The 18,793-nt window shown below is 74.9% G+C and carries 1 protein-coding gene; it reads right to left on the bottom strand.

Translation table 11 applies throughout. The features are described 5' to 3' along the window. Position 1: 1 nt before the first annotated feature. On the bottom strand, positions 2–18,766 hold the full coding sequence (locus AB0N17_RS14390; protein ID WP_366011602.1) for a non-ribosomal peptide synthase/polyketide synthase: 18,765 nt from the start codon (positions 18,764–18,766) through the stop codon (positions 2–4). Positions 18,767–18,793: the final 27 nt, after the last annotated feature.

Here is an 18,793-nt window from a genome sequence, read left to right as displayed (position 1 = left end):
CTCACCGTTCGTCGTGGTCGTGGCCGCCGTGCGCGGCGTCTTCGAGTTCGTCCAGCACCTGCTCCTCCACCAGTTCCGCCAGGGCGGCGACCGTGCGGGAGACCAGGACGTCACGCGGGGTGAGCGGGACGCCGAACGCCTCGCCTGCGCGGGAGGCGATGAGCAGGGCGCGCATCGAGTCGCCGCCCAGCAGGAAGTAGTCGTCCTCGGCGCCCACGGGGCTCCGCAGGATCTCCGCCCAGATGGCGGCCAGAGCCTCCTCGGTGGGCGTGCGGGGTGCCACCCGCACGGTCGGTCGCCGCTCCTCCGCGGGTGCCGGAGCGGGCAGGGCGGCCCGGTCGGTCTTGCCGTTCTCGGTGAGCGGGAAGCGGTCGAGGACCACGAACGCCGAGGGGATCATGTGCCCGGGCAGTGAACGGGCGGCCAGCGACCGCAGTTCCGCGCCGGTGGGTGGCTCGGCGCCGGGGACCGTGAGCAGGTGGGCGACCAGCCGCGGCGTGCCCGGCTCGTCCTCGCGTACCGTCACCACGGCGTCCAGCACGGCCGGATGGCGGACCAGGGTCGCCTCGACCTCCCCGGCCTCGATGCGGTGCCCGCGCAGCTTGAGCTGGTGGTCGGTGCGCCCCAGGTAGTGCAGCTCGCCGTGGGCGTCTCGGCGCACCAGGTCGCCGGTGCGGTACATGCGGGTGCCGGACGGCCCGAACGGGTCGGCGGTGAAGCGGGCCGCGGTCAGGCCGGGGCGGCCGAGGTAGCCGCGCGCGAGGGCCGGCCCGCTCAGCCACAGCTCCCCGGGCACGCCGTCCGGGACCGGGCGCAGCCGGGTGTCGAGGACGTAGGCGCCCGTCGCGGGCAGCCGGCGGCCGATGGGCGGCGCCGCTCCGTCCGGCTCCAGGGGGGCGGACCAGGTGGCGACGACGGTGGCCTCGGTGGGCCCGTAGGAGTTGACCATACGGTGGTGCGGGGCCCAGCGGGCGACGAGTTCGGCACCGCACGCGTCGGCGCCGACGATCAGCGTCTTCAGGTCCGGCAGGGTGCCGGGCGTGTCCGGGGGCACGGTGGCGAGCGCGGCCGGGGGCAGCAGCGTGTGAGTGATGCGCCCCTCGCGCAGCACCTTGGCCAGCTCCGCGCCGAGCAGCGGGCCGGGCGGGGGTACGACCAGGCGGGCACCGTGCGGCAGGGTCATGCACAGCTCCAGAACGGAGGCGTCGAAGCTCGGCGTGGCGAACGCCAGCACCCGGTCGCCGGGGGCCACCTGGTAGTGGGCGGCCTCGGCGGCGGAGAACGCGGCGAGCCCGCGGTGGGTGACGACGACGCCCTTCGGGGTGCCGGTGGAGCCCGAGGTGTAGATGACGTACGCCTGGTCGTCCGGGTCGAGCGGGCGGCTCCGGTCGGCGTCGGTGGGCCGGTGGCCGGGCACGTCGTCCGCCGGTGCGGCCAGCAGCCCGGCGATCTCCTTGGCGTCGAGGACCAGGGCGGGATCCGCGTCCCGGAGCATCAGCGCGATCCGCTCCTCCGGGTAGGCGGGGTCCACGGGCAGGAACGCGGCCCCTGCCTTCGCCGATGCCAGCTGGGCCAGCACCATGTCCGCCGAGCGGGGCAGGAGGAGCGCGACGAGGCCCCCGGGTCCCGCGCCCCGGGCGATGAGCCGGTGGGCGAGCCGGTTGGCTGTGGCCTCCAGGTCGGCGAAGGTCAGCACCCGGCCGGACTCCTCCAGCGCCGGCGCGGTCGGCCACCGGTCGACGGCGGCCTCGACGAGTGCGGGAAGGGTGGCCCCGGGGACCGGTCCGAGTTCCGGGCGGGAGGGTCCGCGCAGCAGTGCGGCCCGCTGTCCGGGCGGCAGGACGTCCACGGCGTCCAGACGGGCGGTGCCGTCCGAGGCCGCGAGGGTGTGCAGCGTGTGCAGCAGCTGCGCGGCGAGCGATCCGGCAGTGGCCTCGTCGAAGTACCTCGGGTCGTAACCGAGTTCCACCGCCAGTTCGTCACCCGGGGAGACGACGACGGTGACCGGGTAGTTGGTGGCTTCCCGGGCGTCCAGGTCCCGCAGCGTCAGGCCGTGCGCGCCGGCCGTGGCATCACCGACCGGATAGTTCTCGAAGACCACCAGGCTGTCGAACAGCGGCGTACCGGACGGCAGCCGGGTGAGGCCGTGCAGGGTGCTCAGGGGCACGTGGTCGAAGCGGCGGTCGTCGGCGCGGTCCTCCTGCAGCGCGCGCAGCCAGGCGGCGCAGCCGGCGGCGCCGTCGACGGTGACGCGGGCGGGCAGAGTGGTGATGAACAGACCGGTGATGCCGTCCGCGCCGGGCAGATCGGCGGGGCGTCCGGAGACCGTGGTGCCGAAGCACACCTCCCGCTCGCCGCTCCAGCGTGCCAGCAGCAGCGCCCAGGCGCCCTGCACCAGGGTGTTGAGGGTGAGGCGGTGCCGGCGCGCGAACTCCTGCAGCCGGCGGGTGGCGTCGACGCCGAGCCGCTGGGACAGCCAGGTGCCGGAGCGGGCCGTGCCGCCCGGGGCGGGCCTGCGGTCGTAGGGCAGCGCTGTCGGGGTGGCCAGGTCCGCCAGGACGTCGTGCCAGTGCTGCTCGGCCCGGCCGGTGTCGCGGGCGGCGAGCCAGGCGGCGTACTCGGCGAACGGCCGGCGCTCGGGCAGCCGGGGCCGCTCGCCCCGGGCGAGCGCGGCGTGCGCGGCCATGACGTCGGACAGGACGTGGAAGACGCTCCAGCCGTCCAGCAGGACGTGGTGGAAGGTCCACACCATGCGCACCGCGTCCGGCCCGAGCCGGACCAGCGCGAGCCGCAGCAGTGGAGCGCGGTCCAGGGCGAGGCCCCGGGCCCGCTCGTCGGCGAGGAGCCGTTCCAGCTCGGCCTCGCGTCGCCGCGCCGGCAGCGCGGTCCAGTCGTGTTCGGTGACCGGCAGGACGACATCCCGGTGGACGACCTGAAGCGGCACGGGTACGTCGTGCAGGGCGACGGAGGTGCGCAGGACGGGTGTGCGGTCCACGACGTGCTGCCAGGCGGCGGCCAGCAGCCGCGGGTCGTGGGCGCCGTCCACCACGCAGGTGATCTGCTCGACGTACAGGCCGTGGGCGGCCTCGTCCATGCCGTGCAGGACCATGCCGGTCTGGGTGGGCGTGAGCGGGTACACGTCCACGACGTCCGCGCCGGTGCCGACCAGCCGGTCGACGGCGGGCTGGTCCAGGGGGGCGAGGGGGAAGTCGGACGGGGTGCGGCCGCCGGCGCCGGGCTCGGCGCAGTGCCGTACCAGGGCGCGTAGTTCGTCCGTCAGCTCGGCCGCCAGGCGGGCGATCGTCTCGCGCCGGTGGACCTCGCGGGAGTAGGACCAGGTGAACCGCAGTTCGCCGCCGGTGACCCGGCCCAGTACGTCGAGCAGGTACGGCCGGGCTCCCGTGCCGGCCATGCCGCCGGAGAGGCCGTCGCGGGGGCCGTGCAGCAGTGCGCCGGGAGCGGCCGGGTGCCCGTCCTGCCGGCCCAGGTAGTTGAAGCAGATCTGCGGCAGGTCCGGCAGCTCCCGGCCGGCCGTGGGGTGCAGGTACCGCAGGGCGCCGTAGCCGAGCCCGCCGTGCGGTACGGCCCGCAGGTTCTCCTTGACGGACTTCAGCGCGGTGCCGGTGTCCGCGTCGCGGGGCACGTCCAGGACGACCGGGTGCATCGTGGTGAACCAGCCGACCGTCCGGGCCAGGTCGACGTCCGCGAGCAGTTCCTCGCGGCCGTGGCCCTCCAGGGTGACCGCCACCCGGTCCCGGCCGGTCCACCGGGCCAGGACGCGGCCCAGCCCGTACAGGAGGACGTCGTTGATCCGGGTGCGGTAGGCGTCCGGGACGTCCTGGAGCAGCCGCCGGGTGTCCTCGGTGTCCAGGCCGAGGGTCACGGTCTCCTCGTCGGCGGCGGTGTTGGTGCCGCCGGGGTCGTCGGTGGGCAGGTCGGCCCCGGTGTCGAGCCCGCTCCAGTGGGCGAGTTCCCCGTCGAAGCCGCCGCCGGCCGTGTGGGTGGCGAGGCGCTCGGCCCAGGTGCGGAACGAGGTGCTCTTCGGGCCCGGGCCGGGCCGGTCGCCGACGCGCAGGGCGCGGTAGGCGGTGTCCAGGTCCTCCAGGAGCAGCCGCCAGGACACCGCGTCCACGACCAGATGGTGCGCGGCGAGCAGCAGTACCGGCCGTCCGCCGCCGTCGGGGCGGCACAGCGCGGCCCGCAGCAGCGGTCCTGCGGCCAGGTCGAAGCCGGCGGCCAGGGTGTCGGCGATCTCCCGTGACGGCGCGGTGCGATGCACCTCCAGGTGCGGGGCCTGGCCGGGCGCGGTGCCGTGCTGCCGCCATGATCCCTCGACGGCCGGCTCGTAGCGCAGCCGCAGGGCGTCGTGATGCTCCAGTACGACGGCCAGGGCGGCCCGCAACAGCGTCTCGTCGGCGTCCTCGGTCAGCTCGTAGGAGACCGTCTGGCTGAAGTCGCCGGGGCCGTCGGTGAGCGTGTCGAAGAACCAGTGCTGTACGGGGGTGAGCGGGGCCTCGCCGGTCACCGGGCCCTGCTCGGCGACGGCGGTGGCCCGCGACGCAGTCAGCTCTTCGGCCGCAAGGGCGAGTTCGGCGAGGCTCTGATGGGTGAACAGGTGCCGTGGGGTCAGGGCGAGACCGGCGCGGCGGGCGGCGGAGACGATCTGGATGCCCAGGACGGAGTCGCCGCCGAGCGCGAAGTAGTTGTCGTCCGCGCCGATCTCGGGCACGCCGAGCACCTCGGCCCAGATCGCGGCGAGGATTTGTTCCGCCCCGGCGCGTGGCGGCCGGGTGGCGCCCGTGGCCGGGGCCGCCCACTCCGGCTCCGGCAGGGCCCGCCGGTCCAGTTTGCCGGTGGCGCCGAGCGGCAGCCGCTCGAGGGGCACGACGAGGGCGGGCACCATGTGGTCGGGCAGGCCTTGGGCGAGGAAGGCGCGCAGCTCGGCCGGCTGCGGGAGCCCGGTGCCGCGGGGCACCGCGTAGCCGACGAGCCGGCGGTGGCCGTCATGCTCGACCACCCGGGCCGCCGCGGCGGCCACCGCGGGGTGGCGGGCCAGCGCGGCCTCCACTTCACCGAGTTCGATGCGGAAGCCGCGCACCTTGACCTGATCGTCACCGCGCCCCAGGTAGACCAGGTCGCCGTCGGCCGTCCACCGCACCAGGTCGCCGGTGCGGTACATGCGGCCGCCGGACGGCCCGAAGGGATCCGGCAGGAAGCGGGAGGCGGTCAGGCCGGGGCGGCGCAGATAGCCGCGGGCCACGCCGGTGCCGCCGAGGAACAGTTCGCCGGGCGCGCCGATCGGTACCGGTCGCATCCGGTCGTCCAGCACGTAGGCACGGGCGCCGCCGACCGGCCGGCCGATCGGCGGGTCACGGTCGGGGTCGGCCGGGTCGCAGGAGAAGGCGGTGGCGTAGACGGTGGCCTCGGTGGGGCCGTAGATGTTGCGGACCTGGCAGCCGGGGATCGCCGCGCGCACCTGGCGGACGGTGCGGGCGGGCAGGCCCTCGCCCGCGAGGACCACCGTGTCTGCGGTGACGTGCACGGCGTCCTCCGCCAGGAGCCTGCCCAGGGCCGAGGGGACCGCGCTGAGCAGCCCGGCCCGCCAGGGCTCGGGGCGCTCGGCCAGGGCCAGCAGGTCGCGGACGACCTCCACCCGGCCGCCGGACAGCAGCGGCGAGAAGATCTCGAACACCGACACGTCGAAGTTGAGGGAGGTGGAGGCCACGACGTGCTCCAGCCCGCGGCCGGTGAACGCGGCCGCGGCCCACTCGGTCAGGGCCAGCACGGAGGCGTGGGCGACCACGACGCCCTTCGGGCGGCCGGTGGAGCCGGAGGTGTGGATGACGTAGGCCGGGTGGTCCGGCAGCAGCGTGCCGTGCCGTTCGTCGTCGCCGACCGGGTCCGGCGAGGCGGCGAGGAGTGCGGGGCCGTCCGGCAGGATCCGGGTGAACGGCCCGTCGGGCAGCCGGCTGGCGGTCTCCGCGCTGGTGATCACCGCGTCGGGCCGTACGTCGTCGAACAGGAAGGCGACGCGCTCGGCCGGGTACTGGGGGTCGACCGGCAGATAGGCGGCACCGCTCTTGAGCACCGCCAGGAGGGCCACGATCAGGTCGGCGGTGCGGGGCAGACACAGGGCGACGAAGCGCTCGGGGCCCGCACCGGCCGCGATGAGCAGGCGGGCCAGCCGGTTGGAGCGTTCGTCCAGTTCCCGGTAGGTCAGGAGGTCCTCACCGTGCACGACGGCCGGGGCATCAGGGGTGCGGGCGGCCTGCCGTGCGAACGCCTCGGGCAGGGTGCCCCGCGGCGCTCGCGTCACCACCCCCGCGAAGCGGCCGACGAGGTCACGCCCCGGCCCCGGATCCAGCAGGGCCAGGTCGGCCAGGCGGCAGTCGGGGTCGGCGGCCATCCGCGTCAGCAGCGTGCGCAGACTCTCCCCGATCCCGGTCACCGTCGTGGCGTCGAACAGGGCGGGGTCGTAGTCGAGGTGGACGTCGAGAGTGTCCCCGGGAGCGACGACCACGCTGAGTGAGTAGTTGGTCGGCTCCAGGTCCCGCTCCTGTTCCAGGCCCAGGCCGTGCCGGGCCGGCGCCTCCTCGTCGAAGGGGTAGTTCTCGAAGACGACGATGGAGTCGAACAGGACGGTGCCGCCCGGCACCTCGCTCCATGCCTGCACCTGGGCCAGCGAGACGAAGTCGTGCCGCCGGGCCTCCGCCTGGGCGGCCTGCAGCTCACGCAGCCAGGCCGACAGCGGGCGCCGTCCGTCGATCCGGGCGCGGGTGGGCAGGGTGTTGATGAACAGTCCGACCATCGAGGTGACACCCGGCAGTTCGGCGGGCCGCCCGGAGACGGTCGTGCCGAACACCACGTCCTCGCCGCCTCCGTAGCGGGACAGCAGCAGCGCCCAGGCGCCCTGCAGGACGGTGTTCAGGGTGAGGCCCGCCCGCTGGGCCGCCTCCCGCAGCCGTGCCGACACGACGGTGTCGAGGCTGACCCGCACCGATTCCGAGGAGGAGCTGCGGTGGGCCCCGGCTGGCCGCCGGTCCGCCGGCAGTTCGGTGGGGGCGCGGAACCCGGCGAGCAGGTCGCGCCAGTAGCGCTCGGCCCGGCCGGTGTCCTGCCCGGCCAGCCAGCCCAGGTAGTCCGCGAAGGGCCGGCGCTCGGGCACCTCGGCACGGCGCCCGGCGGTCAGGGCGGCGTACCGCTCGCACACCTCGGCGAAGACCTGGGCCGCGCTCCACCCGTCGAGCAGCACGTGATGGAAGGTCCACACGAGCCGTACCCGGTCCGCCGGGAGCCGGATCAGGGTCAGTCTCATCAGCGGTGCCGACCCGAGGTCGATCCCAGCCGCCCGGTCCGCGGCGAGGAGCTCGTCCAGGTCGCGCTCACCCTCCTCGGCGGACCGTCCGGACCAGTCGTGGTGGGTGACGGGCACGGTGGCCCGGTGCTGCACGACCTGGAGAGGTTGGAGGGTGTCCTGCCACACCAGCCGGGTGCGCAAGGCCGGATTGGCGTCCGCCGTGTACTGCCAGGCCTCGGCCAGCGCGTGCGGGTCGGTGACGCCGGACAGCACCAGCTGCACCTGGTTGACGTAGGTGCGGCCGTCGGGGTCCAGCAGGCTGTGAAAGAGCATGCCCGCTTGCATCGGCGCGAGCGGGAGGACGTCCTCCACTGCGCGCCCGTCCCCCACGATCCGGTCCACGGCCGGCTGCTCCAGGCGGGCCAGCGGGAAGTCCGACGGGGTACGGCCGCCGGCGTCCGGCCGGGCGCAGTGGGCGACGATGTCCCGCAGAGCGCCGAGCATGCCCTCGGCGAGGGCGGTGACGGTCTCCTCGCGGTGCCGGCCGGTGCTGTGGTACCAGCTGATCTCCAGCCGGTCGTCCTCGACCCGGGCCACCACGTCCAGCAGGTGGGGCCGCTTGGTGCCGGGGGCCTCCGCGCCGCCGAGACCGCCGGGCACCGCGCCGATGAGGGCACCGCCGTCGGAGGACCAGTCGAAGCGGCCCAGGTAGTTGAAGCTGATGCCGGGCATCGGGGTACCGGTGAGGGCTTCGTCGCGGGCGATGTGGCGCAGGGCGCCGTAGCCGAGGCCCCGGTCGGGGACGGCCCGCAGCTGCTCCTTCACCGCCTTCAGCGCGCTCCCCCAGTCTCCTGCCGGGACGTGCAGGGCGACCGGGAAGAGGGAGGTGAACCAGCCGACCGTGCGGGACAGGTCGACGTCCTCGAACAGCTGGTCCTCGCGGCCGTGGCCCTCGAGTCCGACGGCGACGGTACGGCGTCCGGTCCAGTCGGCGAGCACCCGGCCCAGCGCGGTGAGCAGGACGTCGTCGACCCGGGTGCGGTAGACCCCGGGGACCGTGCGCAGGAGGTCGTCGGTGCTGTCCCGGTCGAGCCGGACGGTCACCGCGCGGACGTCGGCCGCGGTGTTCGGGCCGTCGCCGTCGACGGGGAGCGGTTCGGCGCAGTGGCGGGCGGCGTCCGCCCAGTAGGAGCGCTGGTCCGCGAAGCCACCGCCGTCGGTACGGTCACGCAGTCGGCGGACCCACTCCCGGGCGGAGGTGGTCCGGGCGGGCAGCCGCACCGGCTGCTCCGCCGCGGCCTGCCCGTAGCCGGTCTGCAGGTCCTCCAGCAGGACCCGCCAGGAGACGCCGTCGACCACCAGGTGGTGCACGACCAGTAGCAGCCGGGCGGCCCGGGCACCGTCGGCGGTGAACAGCCGGGCGGTGAACAGGGGACCGCTGTCCAGCCGGAATCCGGCGTGGGCGGCCGCCGTGACGCGGGCCTCCGTCGCCGGGTCACAGACCTGGAGCAGCTCCGGTGCCGGTGCGTCCGCCGGAGTGACGTACTGGCGCCAGGTGCCGTCACCGTCGAGGACGAACCGGGAGCGCAGGGCGTCGTGGTGGGTCCACAGGGCGGTGAGGGCGCGGCGCAGGGCCTCGGGGTCGACGGTGCCGGCCGTCTCGACGACGACGGACTGGTCGAAGAAGCCGGCGTGCGGCGGACGCGGGTCGAGGAACCAGTGCTGGATGGGGGTGAGGCCGGCTTCACCGCTGACCGGTTCGGTGCCGGCGACGGAGGCGGCGGCACCGGTGACGGCGGCCAGCGCGGCCACCGTGGGATGCCGGAACAGGTCGCGGGGAGTGAGGGCGAGGCCCGCTGCCCGGGCACGGGAGACGACCTGGATGCTGAGAATGGAGTCGCCGCCCAGCATGAAGAAGTCGTCGTCCACGCCGACCCGCTCCGCGCCGAGCAGATCGGCCCAGATCCCGGCGAGGACGCGCTCGGCCTCGGTGCGCGGGGCCCGGTGGGCGCGGTCGCCGCCCGCCGTCCAGTCGGGTGCGGGCAGCCGCCGCCGGTCGACCTTGCCGTTGGCCGTCAGCGGCAGCTCCGGCACGGTGACGAACGCGGCGGGCAGCATGTAGTCGGGCAGGTCGGCGGCAAGATGGGCGCGCACGTCGGCGGCGGGCGGCACGGAGGCCCCGGCGGCGGGTACCAGGTGGGCGGCGAGGCGCTTGCGCCCGCCGTCCTCGTACAGGGAGACCACCGCCTCGGCGAGGTCCGGGTGCGCGGTGAGCCGGGCCTCGATCTCGGCGGGTTCGACGCGGAAGCCGCGGATCTTGATCTGGTCGTCGGCGCGGCCCACGAAGTGCAGTTCGCCGTCGGCACTCCAGCGCACGATGTCACCGGTGCGGTACATCCGCTCGCCGGGCGGACCGAAGGGGTCGGCGACATAGCGGGCGGCGGTCGCACCGGGGCGTCCCGCGTACCCCCGGGCCAGCCCGGCACCGGCGATGTACAACTCCCCGGGAATGCCAGGTGGTTGAGGCTGCAGGGCGCCGTCGAGGACGTACACGCGTGTGTTGTCCAGCGGGCGCCCGATCGGCAGCACGGCGGGCAGCGGGTCGCCGGAGCGGAAGACCCGCCGGGTGGCGAAGGTGGTGGTCTCCGTGGGGCCGTAGCCGTCCACGACGGTCAGTCCGGGGCAGGCGTCCAGCACGCGGCGTACGACCGCGCCCGGCACGGCCTCACCACCGGTCCACACCTCCCGTGCACCACGCAGGCAGGCGGGGTCCTCCTGGGCGAGGAGGCGGAACAGGCCCGCGGTCAGCCAGAGGCACGTCACCCCCTGCTCGGCGACGGCCCGCCGGACCAGAGCGGCATCCAGGTCGGCCGGCGGGGCCAGGACGGCCGTCCCTCCGCGCAGCAGCGGTACCCACACCTCGTAGGTGGCGGCGTCGAAGGCGTGCGGGGAGTGGACGAGGACCCGGTCGTGCCCGGTGAACGCACGGTCCAGGGCGAGCGCCGCGACGTCCCGCTGCCGCACCGCGACCCCCTTGGGAGTGCCGGTGGAGCCGGAGGTGAACATCAGGTACTGCACGTGCTCCGGGTCGACCGTCCATCGCCGGGACGCCGCCGGACGGGGGTGCCCGCCGACGGCGGACACGAGGCCGTCGGCACGCAGGACGCCGCCGTCGGGGAGCACGTCCCGGGCGGTCTCCTCCCACGCTGCGTCCGTGAGCAGCAGATCCGCTCCGGCCTCGATCAGCGTCCGGCGCAGCCGCTCGCGCGGTGCCCTGCCGTCCAGCGGCACGTACACGCCGCCGGTGCGGGCGAGTGCGAGCTGGGTGACGATCAGCTGCACCGAGCGGTCCATCAGCACGGCCACGGGGTGTTCCGGACGCACGCCGAGCGCGGCCAGATGCTCCGTCAACTCTGCTGTCATCATGTCGAGTTGCCGATAGGTGATCCGCTCGTCGGCGGACTCCAGGGCGGCGGCCCCAGGGGTGCGCCGTACCTGAGCGGCGAACAGCTCCGCCGCCGTGGCCTCGGGAAGTCCGGTGTCCGTGTCGTTCCAGTGGTGCAGCACCTGCTCGCGGCGTGCGGGCGTCATCATGCTCTGCCGTGCGGGCGGGAGGTGCGCCGCGGTGGCCATGCCGTCCAGCAGGGTCCTGAGGTACTCGGTCATCCGCCGGGCGGTGGCGGCGTCGAAGAGTTCGGGGTCGTAGCCCAGGCGCAGGGTCATCTCGACGCCCGGGTAGGCGACGAGACTCAACGGGTAGTTGGTGGTCTCGACGCCGTCCAGGTCGCTCAGCCGCAGCCCGTGGGCGGCGGCGAGGTGGCCGTCGACCGGATAGTTCTCGAAGACGACGATGCTCTCGAACAGATTCGCCCGCTCCGGGAGTCCGGTGAACGTCTTCATCCGGGTGAGGGGCACGTGGTCGAATCGCCGGTCCTCGCTCTGGTCCTGCTGGAGCCGGCGCAGCCAGTCGAGCAGGGTGCCGTCGGCCGGGACGGTCACCCGGGTCGGAAGGGTGGCGATGAACAGGCCGGTCATGGCCTCGGCGCCGGGCAGCTCGGGCGGCCGCCCGGACACGGTGGTGCCGAACACCACGTCGTCCTGGCCCGCCTGGCGGCCCAGCAGCAGCGCCCAGGCGCCCTGGACGAGCGTGTTCAGGGTCAGGCCCGAGGTCCGTGCGAGGTCCTGCAGCGCCCTGGTGGTGGCGGCGGGAACCGTGGCGCGTACCGCCTGCGTGGACTGGGCGCGATGCGTCTCGCGCGGCTCGCGGTCGTACGGCAGCGGCGTGGCCTCGGTCAGCCCGGACAGGCGGCGCCGCCAGTGCCGTTCGGCCTCGGCCGGGTCCCGTTCGCGCAGCCAGGCCAGATAGTCCCGGTACGGGCGGCGGTCGGGCAGGGTCGCGTCGCCGGCCCCCGCATGGCGGGCGAAGACGTCCGACAGGACCTGGAACAGACTCCAGCCGTCCAGCAGCAGGTGGTGGAAGGACCACACCACGCGCACCTCGTCGGCGGAGAGACGCACGAGCACCAGGCGCTGGAGCGGGGCCTTCGTCAGGTCGATGCCGTCCGCACGGTCGCGGTCGAGCACATCGTGCAGCCGGTCGCGGCGCTCCTGATCGCTCAGGTCCCGCCAGTCCAGGTGGGTGACCGGCACGGTCGCCCGGCGCTGCACCACGAGCAGAGGTTCGGGCACGTCCTGCCACACCGCACGGGCGCGCAGCACCTCGGTGCGGTCGGTGACGTGCTGCCAGGCGGCGGCGAGGGCGCCCGGGTCGGTCACGCCGTCCAGGACGAAGGTGAGCTGCTGGAGATAGACTCCGCGGTCGTCCTGGGCCAGGCCGTGGAAAAGCATCCCGGCCTGGGTCGGCGTCAGCGGCAGGACGTCCTCGACCGCGCCGGGGTCCGCCCCGACGACGTGGTCCACTTCCCGCTGGTCGAGCCGGGCCAGCGGGAAGTCGGACGGTGTCCGCCCGGCGGCGCCCGGCCCGGCGGCGTGACGCGCCAGCCCGGCCAGTGCGTCGGCGAACCGCTCCGCCAGGTGCGCGACGGTGGCCTCCCGGTGCACCCGGTCGGAGTAGAACCACGTGAACTCCAGGGCCTCCCCGTCGAGTCGGCCGACCACCTCCAGGGCGTGCGGGCGAGCCGCCTGCGGGTCGGCGTCCAACTCCAGCGGCCGCAAGGCGCGGCGGAACAGCCCGTCCGCTCCGTCAGGCGGCGTCATCCGGCCCAGGTAGTTGAAGCTGACCTGAGCCGCCGGCGTCCGCGGTGCCGCCTCGCAACCGGCCAGGTGGCGCAGCGCGTCGTGGCCGATGCCGTGCCGGGGTACGGCCCGCAACTGCTCCTTGACCTGCTTGAGCACGGCGTCCCAGCCGGCCTTTTCCGGGACGGTGAGGGCGACGGGGTGGCGGGTGGTGAACCAGCCGACGGTGCGGCTGATGTCCACGTCGGGGAAGAGTTCCTCACGGCCGTGTCCCTCGACGTCCACGACCACCCGGTCGCGTCCGCTCCAGGCGCACAGCACTCTGCCGAGGGCGCTGAGCAGCACGTCGTTGACCTGGGTGCGGTAGGTGTCGGGCAGGGTGCGCAGCAGGACGGAGGTGTCCTCGGGGCTCAGGCGTACGGTCACCGCGCGCGCCGAGGCGTAGGTGTCGGCGCCGGTCAGGTCGGCGGGGAGGGGAGGTTCTCCGTCCGGCACGGCCTGCGTCCAGTACGCCCGTTCGTCGTCGAAGCCGCCTTCCACGGCGTATGCGTGCAGCCGACGCGCCCACTGCCGCAGCGGCGAGGACTTCGCGGGCAGCACCGCGGTGCCGTCGGCGCCCGCGCGGCGGGCCCGGTAGGCGCGGTCGAGGTCCTCCAGGAGCAACCGCCAGGAGACCCCGTCGACCACGAGGTGGTGCACGGACAGGTGCAGGACGGGCGGCCGTCCGGGGCCTCGGTCGTGCAGGACGGCGCGGATCAGCGGTCCCCGGACGAGGTCGAACGAGCCGAAGTGGGGGCTGTCGGTGTCCGGCCCGGTGTGGTGGGCCAGCGTGATCCGGGGTGCCGCCGCGTCGATGTGCCAGTCGGCCTCGGCGGCGCCCTCACCGGTCACGAAGCGGGAGCGCAGGGCGTCGTGGTGGGCGACCAGGTCGTTCAGGGCGTCCTCGAGCGCCGCATGGTCCAGGTCATCGGGCAGCTCGAAGGACAGGGCCTGGGCGAAGTGGCCGGCCCGCTCGCCGGCGGCCCCGAACAGCCAGTGCTGGATGGGGGTGAGAGGCGCCGTTCCGGTGGGCGCCTCGGGCGGGGGCACGGCCTGCCGCCGGCGCGTCGCGGTGTCCGCGACGCGGGCCAGCGCGGCGACCGACTGGTGCCGGTAGACGTCGCGGGAGGTCACCGTGAGACCCTCCTGCCGGGCCCGGGCCACCACCTGGATGCTGAGGATGGAGTCGCCGCCGAGTTCGAAGAAGTTGTCGTCGACGCCGACCCGCTCCACGTGGAGCACGTCCGCCCAGATTGCGGCGAGCGTGCGCTCGGTGGGGGTGCGCGGCGCGACGTGGTGGACGGCGCGCGAGGCCGGACCGGCATCGGGGAGCCGGCCGCGGTCCAGCTTCCCGTTGGGGTTCAGCGGGAGGGCGTCCAGCACCAGGACGGTCGAGGGCACCATGTAGTCGGGCAGCGTGCGGCCGAGCACCCTGCGCACCGCCTCCGGCTCCACGTGCTCCCCGGCCGCCGGGACGACATAGCCGACCAGGCGCCGGTGCCCGTCGGTCTCGGTGGCGACGGCCGCCGCCTCCGCGACGCCCGGGCAGCGGCGCAGCACCTCCTCCACCTCGCCCAGTTCGATGCGGAAACCACGGACCTTGACCTGTTGGTCGGCCCGGCCCACGTACTCCAGCTCGCCGTCGGCCGACCAGCGCACCAGGTCACCGGTGCGGTACATGCGCTCCCCCGGCGCGCCGAACGGGTCGGCGACGAACCTCGCGGCGGTCAGCCCAGGGCGGTTCAGGTAGCCGCGGGCCAGGCCGCCGCCACCCAGGTACAACTCGCCGGTGACGCCGGGCGGCTGGGGACGCAGGGCGTGGTCGAGTACGTAGGCGCGGGTGAGCGCCAGCGGTCTGCCGATCGGCGGTGACTGATCCGGGAGCCGGTCACCGGCGTACCAGGCCGTCGCGTAGACGGTGGCCTCAGTGGGGCCGTAGATGTTTGCGATCTCGCAGGAGGGCAGGGCGGCGCGCAGGTCGCGCACCGTCTGGGCGGGCAGCGCCTCGCCGGCCAGGACGACGGTGTCCGCCGTCACGGGGGAGGTTCCGCCCTCCACCATGCGGGAGATCACGGACGGTACGCCGCTGACGAGCCCGGTCCGCCGTGGCCCCAGGGTGTCGGCGAGCGCCGGAGAGTCGGCGAGCGCCGGGAGGTCGGTGACCACCTCCACGCCGCCGCCGGCCAGCAGCGGGCAGAGCAGCTCGAAGACCGACACGTCGAAGTTCAGCGAGGTGGAGGCGATCACGTGCGCCAGCCGGCCGGCGCCGAACCGCTCGCGGGCCCAGGCGGCCAGCGCGGCGACACTGCGGTGCGTGATCACCACTCCCTTGGGACGGCCGGTCGATCCCGAGGTGTAGATGACGTATGCGGGATGACCGGGGGCGAGCGGCCGGATCCGGTCGGCGTCGGTCAGGTCGGCGTCGGCCGGGTCGCTCCCGGCCGACGCGAGTCCGGCACCGGGGTCCGCACAGTCCGCGCTATCCACGCAGTCCTCGCAGTCCTCGCAGTCCTCGAGGATCAGCGGGGAGCACTCAGCGGGCAGCGCGGGTGCGGTCTCCCGGGTGGCGACGACGAGGGCGGGCCGGGCGTCCGCGAGCATGTAGCGGATGCGCTCGGCCGGGTATCCGGGGTCGACCGGCAGGTACCCGGCGCCGGACTTCAACACCGCCCACAGCACGGGCAGCAGGTCGGCCGAGCGTGGCAGACAGAGTGCGACCAGGTCTTCCGGGCCCGCCCCGCGTGCGACCAGCAGCCGAGCCAAGCGGTTGGCGCGCCGGTTGACCTCGGCGTAGTCCAGCCGGACGGAACCGCACGTCACGGCGGTACGGTCCGGTGTGCGCGCCACCTGGGCCTGGAACAGCTCGGGCAGGGTGTCCCGACCGGTCTGCCGTGCGTGGCGTGCGGGCGGGTTCCAGGAGTCCACCAGGGTGCGCTGCTCCTCCTGCGACAGCATGGGCAGCTCGGCCAGGGTGCGATTCGGGCCGTCGGCCATGCCCTCCAGCAGGCGGTGCAGATGCCGGGCCAGGCGGGCCACGGTCGCGGCCTCGAACAGGCCGGTGCTGTACTCGACCGTCAGCGCGCAGCCGCCCGCGGCGTCCGGCTGGAACTCGAGGACCAGGTCGAAGCGGGCAGCCGGGCGGGGCAGCGGGTGTTCCTCGAAGTGCAGGGCTCCGGTGAGGGGCGGCACGGCGAGCGCGGTCTGCTGGACGACGAGGGCCTGCACCAGCGGGGTGCGGCTGGGGTCACGGGGCGGGGCGAGTTCCTCGACCACCCGGTCGAACGGCACACCGTCGTGGGCGAAGGCGTCCAGCACCGTCGTCCGCACGGACTCCACGAACCGGTCGACGGTGGCCCGCTCGTCCACGTCCGCGCGCAGCACCACGGTGTTGGCGAAGAAGCCCGTCACGTCCTCCAGGTCCCTGCGGCCCCGGCCGGTGGTGATCGTGCCGAAGGCGACGTCCCGCTGTCCGGAGTAGCGGGAGAACAGCAGCGCGGAGGCTCCAGCGAACAGCGTGAACACCGTCGTTCCCCGGCCCCCGGCCAAGGCGCGCAGCCGGGTCACCAGCTCCGCCGGGAGGTGGTACCGGTGTGCCGCACCGGCGGTGGGGCGGACCGCCGGCCGGGGCCGGTCGGTGGGCAGTTCCAGGTGCTGGATGCCGGCCAGGTGCCGCGCCCAGTAGGCGAGGTCCTCGGCTTCCTGGTCCGTGGCCCGCCGGCGCTGCTCCCACACGGCGAAGTCGGGGTACTGGACGCTGGGTTCGGGCAGTCCGTCCGGTCCTCCGGTGACCTCCGCCCGGTAGAGGGCGGCGAGTTCCCGGGTGAGTACCCCCACCGACCAACCGTCGGTGACGATGTGGTGCTGGGCCAGCAGCAGCAGGTGCTCGTCGTCGTCGCACCGGACCAGCAGGGCCCGGGTCAGCGGGCCGGCCGCCAGGTCGTACGGGCGGCTCAGTTCTTCGGTGAGCAGGCGTTCGGCCGCCTCGGCGCGCTCGGGCGCGGGTACCGGCCGGACGTCGGCCGTCCGCAGCGGCAGCGCGGGTTCCGGACCGACACGCTGTGCGCCCTGTCCGTCGACCGTGGTGAACGTGGTGCGCAGGGAGTCGTGACGGGTGGCGAGGCGGTGCAGGGACCGGCGCAGCGCGTCCGTGTCCAGGGGGCCGCGCAGCCGTAGGGACACGCCGGTGTTGTACTCGGTGCCGCCGTCGGTGAGGTCGTCCAGGAACCACAGCCGCCGCTGTGCACTGGACAGGGGCAAGGCGTCCGCGCGGGGGGCGGGCGGGATCGGTTCGGGCGGCGCGGCGGCGGACGGGTCACCGAGCAGCGGGGCCAGCGCGGCGACCGTGCGCGCGGTGAAGACGTCCCGCACCGTGAGCCGGACGCCGAGATCCTCGCGGATCCTGGCCAGGGCGCGGGCGGCGAGGATCGAGTCGCCGCCCAGCTCGAAGAAGTCGTCCGTGGCACCGACCGCGTCGAGGCCCAGCACGTCGGCCCAGATCTCTGCCAGGGCCCGCTCCTCGGGGCTTCGCGGGGGCAGTTGTCCCGGCGCGGCCGTGCGGCCGGGAGCGGGCAGGGCCCTCCGGTCGATCTTGTGCTGGGCGGTGAGCGGCATCCGGTCCAGCACGACGACGGCGGACGGCACCATGTGGGCCGGGAGAGCGGCGGCCACGGCCGAGCGCAGTACGGCGGGGTCCGGGATCGGCGCGGGACCTGCGGGGGTGACGTAACCGACGAGACGCTGACGGCCCGGCTCGTCCTCGCGTACGACGACGACGGCCTCGCCGACGCTGCCGGTCCGGCGCAGGGCCGCCTCGATCTCCCCCGGTTCGACGCGGAAGCCCCGGATCTTGACCTGCCGGTCGAGTCGGCCGAGGAACTCCAGCTCTCCTTCGGCGGTCCGACGGGCCCGGTCCCCGGTGCGGTACAGCCGGGCGCCGGGCGGCCCGAAGGGGTCGGCGACGAAGCGGGCGGCGGTCAGGCCCGGACGGCCCAGGTAGCCCCGAGCCACCGCGTCTCCGCCGATGAACAACTCGCCGTCCGCTCCGGGCGGTACGGGCCGCATCCCGGCGTCCAGGACGTACACCCGGGTGTGCGGCAGGGCGGTGCCGATCGTGGGCGCGCCCCGGCCGGCGGTGAGCGGTCCGGTCCAGGTGGCGACGATGGTGGCTTCCGTCGGTCCGTAGGAATTGATCATCCGGCGGCCGGGGGCCCAGCGGTCGACGAGTCCGGCCGGGCAGGCCTCGGCCCCCACGATGAGCGTGCGCAGATGGCGTGCGGTGCCCTCCGCCGGGTCGGGCAGGGTGGCCAGGGCGGCCGGTGGGACGAGGGCGTGGGTGATCCGGTACTCGTCCAGGACGGCGGCGAGTTCGCCGCCGAGCCAGGGGCCGTCCGGCGGGACCACGAGGGTCGCGCCCGACAGGACGGACACGCACAGTTCCAGCACCGATGCGTCGAAGCTGGGCGAGGAGAACTGCAACACGCGGTCGCCGGGCGCCACGGCGTACCGTTCGGCGGCGGCCGCGGTGAAGCCGCCGATGCCCCGGTGTGTGACGGTCACGCCCTTGGGGGTGCCGGTGGAACCGGACGTGTAGATCACGTAGGCGGCATGATCGGCGTCGGGACCGGCTGCCGGATCGTCCGCCGGGCCGAGCGGGGTCCGGGCACCGGTGGTGGCACGGGCGTCCGCCGGACCGGCGGCCCGCGCGTCCGGGCCGCCGTCACCGGCGACCGGGGTGCCGTCGCCGGCCGCGGTGTCGGTGGTGGCGGGGAACGCGGCGCCGACGGCGCTGTCCTCGCTCTCCAGGAGAGCGCGGACCTCTCGCGGATCGTCGAGTATCACCGCCGGCGCGGAGTCGGCGAGCATCAGCGCACGCCGTTCGGCGGGGTAGGCGGGGTCCACGGGCAGGAAGGCGGCGCCCGCCCGGGTGACGGCCAGCTCGGCCGCGACCAGCTCCATGGACCTGGGCAGGACCAGCGCGACCACCCGGTCCGGCCCGGCGCCTCGTGCGGCGAGGTGGCGGCCCAGCCGGTCCGCGCGGGCCGCGAGGTCCCGGTAGGTCCAGGTCCGTCGGCCGTCGGTGAGCGCCGGGGCGCCCGGGGTGCGGCGCACCCACGAGGCGAAGAGCGCTCCGAGCGTCGGGCGGCCAGGTGCCACGGCGCCCTCCGGCGCGCCGTCCGGGTGCTCGGCGCGCGGCAGGGGGGACGCCGGTGCGGGCTGGTCGTGCGGGTCCGTCATGGGTGAAGTCCTTCGGGAGGGGGACGG

Source organism: Streptomyces sp. NPDC051133, from assembly GCF_040682635.1.
Taxonomy (GTDB): domain Bacteria; phylum Actinomycetota; class Actinomycetes; order Streptomycetales; family Streptomycetaceae; genus Streptomyces.
The sequence above is the reverse complement of the archived record's forward strand: the minus strand, read 5'-3'. Positions and strand labels throughout refer to the sequence as shown.

Coding starts and splice junctions, on each gene's coding strand:
- AB0N17_RS14390 (WP_366011602.1), bottom strand. CDS start 18,766: ATGACGGACCCGCACGACCAGCCCGCACCGGCGTCCCCCCTGCCGCGC.